The sequence below is a fragment of the Lichenifustis flavocetrariae genome (genome assembly GCF_026130545.1).
Classification (GTDB): domain Bacteria; phylum Pseudomonadota; class Alphaproteobacteria; order Rhizobiales; family Beijerinckiaceae; genus Lichenihabitans; species Lichenihabitans flavocetrariae.
On sequence record NZ_JAMOIM010000102.1, the window covers coordinates 1 to 6,047 of the forward strand.

General features: G+C 59.9%; 9 protein-coding genes. 5 read left to right on the forward strand and 4 right to left on the reverse strand.

The window, feature by feature from the left end; all coding sequences use genetic code 11:
• Window positions 1–687: 687 nt before the first annotated feature.
• Entirely contained in the window at window positions 688–864 is a 177-nt protein-coding gene (locus tag M8523_RS35575; protein ID WP_282589524.1) for a hypothetical protein, read from the reverse strand.
• 584 nt (window positions 865–1,448) lie between these two features.
• Here M8523_RS35575 and M8523_RS35580 point away from each other — a divergent pair.
• The gene (locus tag M8523_RS35580) at window positions 1,449–1,718 is read left to right on the forward strand and encodes a hypothetical protein (RefSeq protein ID WP_282589525.1); all 270 of its coding nucleotides are present in this window, start codon (window positions 1,449–1,451) and stop codon (window positions 1,716–1,718) included.
• Between the two features lie 34 nt (window positions 1,719–1,752).
• On the opposite strand, the gene M8523_RS35585 is transcribed toward M8523_RS35580, so the two are convergent.
• The gene (locus tag M8523_RS35585; RefSeq protein WP_282589526.1) at window positions 1,753–2,466 is read right to left on the reverse strand and encodes a VPLPA-CTERM sorting domain-containing protein; all 714 of its coding nucleotides are present in this window, start codon (window positions 2,464–2,466) and stop codon (window positions 1,753–1,755) included.
• A gap of 656 nt (window positions 2,467–3,122) precedes the next feature.
• On the opposite strand from M8523_RS35585, the gene M8523_RS35590 reads away from it, so the two are divergent.
• The 3 genes from M8523_RS35590 (at window position 3,123) to M8523_RS35600 (ending at window position 4,562) form a co-directional block, all read left to right on the forward strand.
• On the forward strand, window positions 3,123–3,794 hold the full coding sequence (locus M8523_RS35590) for an SOS response-associated peptidase (RefSeq protein ID WP_282589527.1): 672 nt from the start codon (window positions 3,123–3,125) through the stop codon (window positions 3,792–3,794).
• 45 nt (window positions 3,795–3,839) lie between these two features.
• Window positions 3,840–4,070, forward strand: coding sequence for a hypothetical protein (locus tag M8523_RS35595; RefSeq protein ID WP_282589528.1), 231 nt, complete (start codon window positions 3,840–3,842; stop codon window positions 4,068–4,070).
• Between the two features lie 156 nt (window positions 4,071–4,226).
• The gene (locus M8523_RS35600; protein WP_282589529.1) at window positions 4,227–4,562 is read left to right on the forward strand and encodes a hypothetical protein; all 336 of its coding nucleotides are present in this window, start codon (window positions 4,227–4,229) and stop codon (window positions 4,560–4,562) included.
• Between the two features lie 355 nt (window positions 4,563–4,917).
• Here M8523_RS35600 and M8523_RS35605 read toward each other — a convergent pair whose 3' ends face one another.
• Window positions 4,918–5,253, reverse strand: a complete 336-nt coding sequence (locus M8523_RS35605) for a hypothetical protein (protein WP_282589530.1) — start codon at window positions 5,251–5,253, stop codon at window positions 4,918–4,920.
• Here M8523_RS35605 and M8523_RS35610 point away from each other — a divergent pair.
• Window positions 5,246–5,662, forward strand: coding sequence for a hypothetical protein (locus M8523_RS35610; protein WP_282589531.1), 417 nt, complete (start codon window positions 5,246–5,248; stop codon window positions 5,660–5,662). The genes M8523_RS35605 and M8523_RS35610 overlap by 8 nt on opposite strands.
• Before the next feature lie 158 nt (window positions 5,663–5,820).
• Here M8523_RS35610 and M8523_RS35615 read toward each other — a convergent pair.
• Window positions 5,821–6,047 (reverse strand): hypothetical protein (locus M8523_RS35615; protein WP_282589532.1); only part of this gene is annotated, 227 nt, incomplete at its 5' end.

Consider the following 6,047-nt stretch of genomic DNA (forward strand, 5'->3'; position numbering starts at 1 on the left):
TCGGCAACCCCGTTCCCAGGACTCCCTTGAATCATAAATAACTCAGTCGACTCAACATGTCATCGGACAGACACTTAAACTCCAAGTCGGGCATTCCGTTGTCCGCGCTTTTTCTTTTCGCGGACGACAGAAGCATGACAGCGCGGCAATAAAAAGCCCCTTGGAGATCGGGCGATCAGTTTCTTCAAGAGTGCGGTTTTGTCCGCCACACCTTAACACCCCGCCGCTTCCCCTCACACCGCACAACTCCCTTCAGCTTCAGCCTTCCAAACAGCGTCACCACCGATTGGGTTAGGCTCCTACGGAAGACCCATTCACCTCGCGTCAACCCTCATCCAGCATTGTGGCGAGGCTGACGCGCCGCCGCGTACCTCAGATATACGGATGGCGACGCGTCGGCACGCCTGCTTCGGGATGATTGGCCTGACCGCCCGGGACAGATCGGTCCGGCTTGGTGTGAAGGCTGCCGCGGGAGCCTTGCGTCAGGCTGACTGCCCGCGCCCGACGTGGTGATCAGCGTTTGACCAGATCAAAGTTTTACCTATCCTGGTCTCAAGCAATCGGCGCTTGACCAGATTGCCTGGAAACTCCGGGGGGAGTGGCGATGATCATTTTTGTAGGCGCCGTGTGCGCCGGCTTGGCCATTCTCGCCTATCTGCTCTACGTCGCGCCGGAGATGGACGTCGACTAGAGCCATCTCCAGACCCATTCCAGAACCAAGAGCGCTGCCCAGAGCAGGCCGGCCACCCAGAGGACGGTCAGTAACAAACCGCCGAGCACAAGCATGAACTCGATCCATGGAACGCGGCGCGTTTCCTTGACCGTTTCGCCCTTGTCTTGAATCGGGACAATGTTGTCCGACATGCGTTCCCGCCGAGCCCTGATCAGCCCAGGCAGCGAGTGTCATGCCGAAACTGAACGCCCGCCAAACAGAATGCCGGCATCGTTAAAAGGGAGGCGACAAGCACCCGACGCCGTGCTTTAGCTTTTCCTGCATGTTTCGGTGCTGTGGTTCGCCTTGGCACGCGAGATGCAGTTTCAGAAGTCGAGCGCTGGGGGGCGATCGATGACATGGAAGCAGGCACTCGTTGGGCACCTGCCCGACAGATCGACGTTGGCTTTAGCCATGGTGATAGGTGGCCTGGCCACTGGCGCGGTCTGGGCCGCCGTCCTGATAGGAATCTTGGGCTTGGGGCTGTGGTGGGTTTTGCCCTGATACGTGCAGGCCGGGTGCTTGGCGCGTGACAGGCTGATGGCCTTGTAGTGTCAGGCAAAGCCAAGGAAGCGCCGAACAGCGGGCTTGCTAGGTGTCGAGCGCAATCTGTGGCGACCGGCAATGTTGGCGCCATCGCGTTCTCACGCACGGGCGATCCGGACAGCGGTGACTTTGCGGAGGGGGTGGTGCTCGCCAGCTTCGGCGAGGTCGACCCGAATGCGTTGGGAGGGTGGTGTCGATCATGCCAGATCGGATCAACCATATCGAAGCCTTGCGCCATCTCGATCTCGAGGGCGCCTTGTCTGGCCTGGATCTGACAGATGCGGAAGGCATGGCGATTCGTGCCGCCGTCGACCTATGGAGCTTGTCGCAAACACCACCGTTGGCGGGGAATGCCGCTATTCGGGCCGCTCTTAAAGACTGGCTGACGGGGATCGGATTGTGGGCTCATGTTGAGCCCGATCGGGCGGGGCAGAACACAAACAAAAACGCTGCAGCGTGAGCCACGGGTTTTCGTCATTCGAAGCTGATTGAGATTAGGCGGTCGCTTTCGCCTTGCGCTTCATGCCAAAGCCAACGGCGCCGAGAGCAATCAGAGCGGTCCCGAACATGGGCGCTGAGGCTGGGAGGGGAACGGCTGATAGGGACGGCGCTACTGTTTCAACCGAGAACGTGTTGCCGCTGCCGTCTGTGAAGAACGCAGGCGGATCCATATAGCCTGCAGCAGATGAAAATATTTGAAGGTTTGCACTATGATGACCTGCTGTAAGATTACCGAAATCCCACGAGATTTCACTGCCATCTAAAGATCGGCTTACGCTGGTTGGTAAATCCCCGTTTGCGCCAGAGCCCCCACAAGATGAAATGCCGCATACCTTTACAGATGTGTCAGTCTTCGACCAGTCTATAACACCAAATGAATCTATGCTCCCGGAAACTACTTGAATTTCATAGTCGAACAAGAGACCGGGATGAAGGTGCATTATCGAATCAGGGCCTTGGTCATCATAATGAATCACACGTGCTCTTAAAGTGAAGTCAAGTAGGCCAGCATCAAAAATATAGTTTTCAGAATTATCGTATATCACTTCATGATGCACGTCATCGCCAGAGCTACCGCCATTTGGAAGTGACGACAGCGTTTCTCCGGGACTTAAAACGACCGGAGGCACCAAGATGACTGACGCGTGCGCAGGCCATACGAGGGCTTGAAAGGCAGCCAACAACGAAGCGGCGATAAGAGCTTTCATAAAACTGCCCTGTCACGTACTTGAAAAATATTCCGCAATAGGAGGCAGAGTTTCGCGAACCGCGTCAATTTGTCAATCCCAGATCGAAGACGTTCTCTACGCCCGCCGATCTCGGCGCGTTTCCCAAGTCTGTTGGTTTTCGCCGTAGTTTAACAAATGGGGGACTCCTCGCTGGTCGAGAGCGCACTGGCGGAGGTGCCGAGTGCCTGATTGGATCGACCACATCGAAGCCGGGACGCCGAGCGCGTAACGAAGACGCGCACGAGCGTGGAGGAAAACAGCGGCACGACCGGGCGGAAAGTTTAGAGATCGTTGTCATGATCGGCGATGTGCAGAAAGCGCCGCCGATTGATCATCATCGCTGCCCAACCTTCCAATCAGCGCCACTTGATCGCGGCTTAACCAAGGCGCGAGAAGGCCGGGCCGACATGCCTAAAACGCTCATCTCTGGCATCGATCCTTGCGTATCTGCCTTTGTGCCACGTGTTGACTTGCCACGATGGCACAAGCGGCCGGCAGGGGTGCCCTACCTCCGCCGGCCGCTCTTCAAGCAGGCATGCGACACCCAATGCTGCTCGAGCCAATTGTCTGAGGTTTCCCGCGACCCAATCCCGGCACCTCTCGACTCCCGCCTCTGATCTCATCATCATCCGCCCATGTGCGGACCCTTTACGCAACGATACACCTGGGCCGAGGTTCGAGAGTTCCTGTCGGTCATTGGCGCGCCGCTGAACCTACGGCCACGTTTCAACATCGCACCCACCACGACGATCGATGTCGTGCGGCTCGATGTCGAGGGGCAGCGCGAGCTTGTCCGAATGCGCTGGGGATTGGTGCCGGGCTGGTGGTCGAAGCCGCTCAAGTACGTGCCGGCGACCTTCAATGCACGTGCCGAGACAGTGGCCGAAAAGCCGATGTTTTGGAACGCCTTCAAGGCGCGCCGCTGCATCATCCCTGCCTCGGGCTTTTATGAATGGACGGGCGAGAAGGGCGCGAAGGTGCCGCACCTCTTCAGCGCGGCAGATGGGTCGCCCGTGCTGGCGTTTGCCGGCCTATGGGACCGGTGGAAGAGCCCTGAGGGCGAGGAGATCCTCTCGGCGACCATCATCGTGTCGGGCGCGAGCGCATGGATGACGCCATATCACGACCGGATGCCTGTGCTGCTGATGTCTGAGCAGTTCGACGCCTGGTTATCAGGCGAGGCCGGGCCAGACGCGCTGCGGCCGGCCGCCGAGAGCGCCTTGCGAGAATGGATCGTGTCCGCGCGGGTGAACAAGACCGGCCAGGGCGCCGACGATCCAAGCCTTGTCGAGCCGGTGGCCGCTTGAACTTCCATGCTCCCTCATCGTTACCAGCCGAACAAGGAGCGCGTCATGTTCGAGCAATGGATAGACAAGTCGGATCCCTCCGTCAGGCTGGTGACGAGTCAAGGTAGCTCTCTTCCTGCCGACTTGGGCCCGAGAGATTGGAAGCTCCTCGGCCCGATTGAGCCTCCCGCCGAAATTGTAGAAAAAGTGCAGACCGTCGGCTTTGCTTTCTTCCACTCCGACGAGTCGGAGCCAGCTCCCGGTGGCCTCAATAATTCGAATGCAGCCGGAGCATGACGGCCGCCGCGCCTCGATGCCCCGATAGGTAAAAGCGCGTGATCAGACGGCGTCAGTTGTCATTCTGATCAGAGCGGGCGTGATCACACCTGAGAAGATGGATCAGCATTAGTGCCGGACGCTTGACCGGGTATGGTCAGGGAAGGGAGGCTTGAGGTGCGAGCAATCTATGCCGGTGTTTTGATGGCGATGTCCGGCGCGGTATGTGCCGCCGACCTCGCTCGACCGTCCAGCGCGGACGATATCGGGCCGTTCACGCCGACGGCGCCGCTCGGCTTCGCGTCGGAGTTTCCCCGGTCGCCGCTCGAAGACGCCTTTGTGCGAGCCCGCACCCAGTTCGCGACGGCGCGCCAAGCTCAGGACCATTGTCCGCAACAGATCGTCGTAAAGGTCGAGACCTTGTCGAACATCACCAAGCCAGCGAAGCTGCCGGGGGACGGCGTCTTCATGTGTCAAACGGATGCGGCAGCGGAAGGAGATCGACCGAGGTGACAACCGGCTTCAGTCAGCGGCGCAGTATGGGCCGCTACGCTGATCGGGTTGATGGTTGGCTTATGCCAGGTTTGGCGCTGAAATGATGCGCGACAAGATTTTGAGCGCGATCGAGCAGCGCTTCCACACTGACCCGCCACTTATTGTCAATCAGGACACCGGATCTACGCGCGGCCCGGCACCGCGTCCTGACGCCCCGATGGGTTAGAGCGGTTCAGCCGCTCGGAATTGATGCCGGATCGCGCCAGCCTTGACCGCGGTGACCCGTGAGGGTGCGCTGGGGCGCGGAGGCTGGCTTGCGGCTCTTGGACGGATCCGGCGGCGCCCTCAAGGAGGCCCCAGCTCATTGGTGTGCTCAGGCGAACGCGTGCTTCCCGGCGAAACGCTCGGCGAAATACATGATGGCGCGGATCGCGGCTTGCGCGCCGTCGCTGTATCGAACGCCGATCAGACCGCCGTGTCCCTCGGCTGAGCAACGGCTCATGCGATCGAGCGTCGCTTCGGGCATCACCTCGAAATCGTGGCGTAGAACGCCGATGACCGCATCGAATGAAGCTACGATGGCTGGGACATCGGCAAAGCCGTCGAGCGGGGGTTCATCTGGGAAGGCCAAAAAGCCGTCGAAGGCGGCACGCAGCGCCGGAAGGTTCTCGACCGCCAGGGCATTTTGCACGGATTCAGGCGTGATCATGGTGTTGATCTCCATCGTCACTGCCGGATTTTCCGGCACTGAGAGTTTCTGCCGCGTGGTCGGCGAAGGGGAAGTGCCGGCCACGCCCGTCAGGAGGACGAGCCGCCGGCGTTCAGGTCACCGGGTTGAAAGCCGCAGCATGGTCGCCATGTTGGCTTCTCACCCGGCAGCCTGGCCGGCACCATTCTCAGCAACAGGACAGAACATGACAGATCATCAGCAACCGCAGGATCACGCCGGCGACACAGCGGATACCAAGGCGGAGCAGGCGAAGTCGGCGCTCTCTGAGGCGGTGGCGAAGCGCACTGAGGAGCGCAAGCTGAACGACAAGCAACAAGGCGGAGGGCCGCATGGCGGCAAGCCGATGTCGAACCTGAAGGTCTCCGCCCAGACACGGGGCAAGCTCTGACACCCTCGACGATCTGAGGGGAAGGCGGCCGGCCGTGGTCGACCACCTGGCTTGCTCAGCCTTGGCCGGCGCGTATCTTCATCAACGGGGCGCGGAACCGCTTTGCGGGCGCGACGGGCTAGCCTGCCGCGTTCTGACGCCCCGATGGGTGACCGCATTCAGATGGTGTCGGTCGTCAGCAAGATCTGAACCGGCGTTATCGCGCTTGAGAACGTGCCGTCAGCGTTGGTGAAGGACGCTTGACCGGTGCCTGACTGCCTTTCAGCGCCGACGCTTGGGGCAAAAACCAGCGTAGTAGTCGCGTTCTTAGGCAGCGTCGACAAATTATCGCGCTGATTATGATGGCCTTGGAACGATTGTATAGTTCCATTCGCCATGGAAGTCG

What these genes read in the sequence shown, in the direction of transcription:
- M8523_RS35575 (WP_282589524.1), bottom strand. Translation starts at nt 864, where the DNA reads ATGTCGGACAACATTGTCCCGATTCAAGACAAGGGCGAAACGGTCAAG.
- M8523_RS35605 (WP_282589530.1), bottom strand. Translation starts at nt 5,253, where the DNA reads ATGATCACGCCTGAATCCGTGCAAAATGCCCTGGCGGTCGAGAACCTT.
- M8523_RS35585 (WP_282589526.1), bottom strand. Translation starts at nt 2,466, where the DNA reads ATGAAAGCTCTTATCGCCGCTTCGTTGTTGGCTGCCTTTCAAGCCCTC.
- M8523_RS35595 (WP_282589528.1), top strand. Translation starts at nt 3,840, where the DNA reads ATGTTCGAGCAATGGATAGACAAGTCGGATCCCTCCGTCAGGCTGGTG.
- M8523_RS35590 (WP_282589527.1), top strand. Translation starts at nt 3,123, where the DNA reads ATGTGCGGACCCTTTACGCAACGATACACCTGGGCCGAGGTTCGAGAG.